2 protein-coding genes are annotated in these 1,266 nt (G+C 39.9%); both read right to left on the bottom strand.

All coding sequences use genetic code 11. The features are described from left to right. The coding region (locus GWK10_RS18245) for a hypothetical protein (protein ID WP_164033842.1) at positions 1 to 226 on the bottom strand (226 nt) is incomplete at its 3' end. A gap of 3 nt (positions 227 to 229) precedes the next feature. After that, positions 230 to 1,266, bottom strand: a 1,037-nt coding sequence (locus GWK10_RS18240; protein ID WP_164033841.1) for a PKD domain-containing protein, incomplete at its 5' end; no start/stop codon positions are given.

Genomic DNA, 1,266 nt, shown 5'->3' with positions numbered 1-1,266 from the left:
ATTCAATGGCATATTTAAACTGATAATTCCCAGCAGTATTGGCATTCACCCCACGAATAGTGACATCAAAAGGGCGCGCGATGTTCACAAAACAATTCAGTGTCTCTGTCGGAGCGGTGACCTTGAAGGTGATCAGTAGATCATCAGTCACTTCCTTGGTACAGGCAATAGCCAATAACAAAAAGACAAAGCGGGTTAGTTTGTTTTGTAAGAGGTGATGTTTCATAATTTATTCTAAACAAATTATTGGATTCCCCCCTGGGTCTGTAGTATCTTCACAACTACAGGTGTCAAAACAAAATGTCTGTCCAGGTGGACATCCGCCAGGTGGAGGATCGCAGTCAAATATAACGCCTACAGTCACTGTTGCGGTATCTGTACCGCCATTTCCGTCACTAATAGTGTAAGTAAAAGTTGTTTGTCCAACATATCCACTACCGGTGTAACTTATTAAATCACCTCCTACTATAGACACAGAACCTTGACCACTTGGTGGTTGAGTAACGCTAGTAATTGTTAAAGTATCTCCGTCCGGATCCGAGTCATTTGACAGGACATTGAGTAGCGTTGAATTTGTAGATGTTGCTCCTACAGAGTCATTTTGGGCGTCAGGAGGATTATTCATAGCAAAAATAACGCTTTGGGATTGCGATGGCATATTAGAAGCCTGTGTTGAGCTAAGAGTTATTATAATATTATGGGTCCCAAATTCATTTGCGGTATACAGGAAATTCCAATTTCCGTCAGAAAAATCGGAACTAGGGATTGATATCATTTGTCCTTCACTAAATGTATTTAATGACCCTAAAGGATACGTAATAGTTCCATTTAGATTACTTTGAAAAGACATTGTGTAATTATCAAATGATGCACCTCCATTTAAACTGACTACAAAACCTTGATTATTAGTTCCAGACAAAGTAGTACTCAAAGAAAAACTAAAAGTAGGTAGGTCAATGGTGATCTCTACAGTATCGGTATCGGCTAACCCAGGCGTTCCGTTATCCGTTATCTCTAGCTGAAAAATATAAGTTCCAGAGATGGCCCCAGTTATGTTTGTGGAAGCACTTGTAGGATTTACTATTGACACATTAGGTCCACTTACTTGTGTCCATGCATAGGCAGTAATAGAACCATCTGGATCAGAACTTCCTGTTCCATCCAATGAAAAAGAAGTAGTTCCAGCAACAAGATTCTGATTTGGTCCAGCTTCTGCAATTGGTTGCTGATTGGCAGGTGCATCAATAATAATTTGTACTGTATCGG

The sequence above is a fragment of the Spongiivirga citrea genome (genome assembly GCF_010671565.1).
GTDB classification, from domain to species: Bacteria; Bacteroidota; Bacteroidia; order Flavobacteriales; family Flavobacteriaceae; genus Spongiivirga; species Spongiivirga citrea.
Note: the sequence above shows the minus strand (reverse complement) of the source record. Positions and strands in the feature narration are given on the sequence as shown.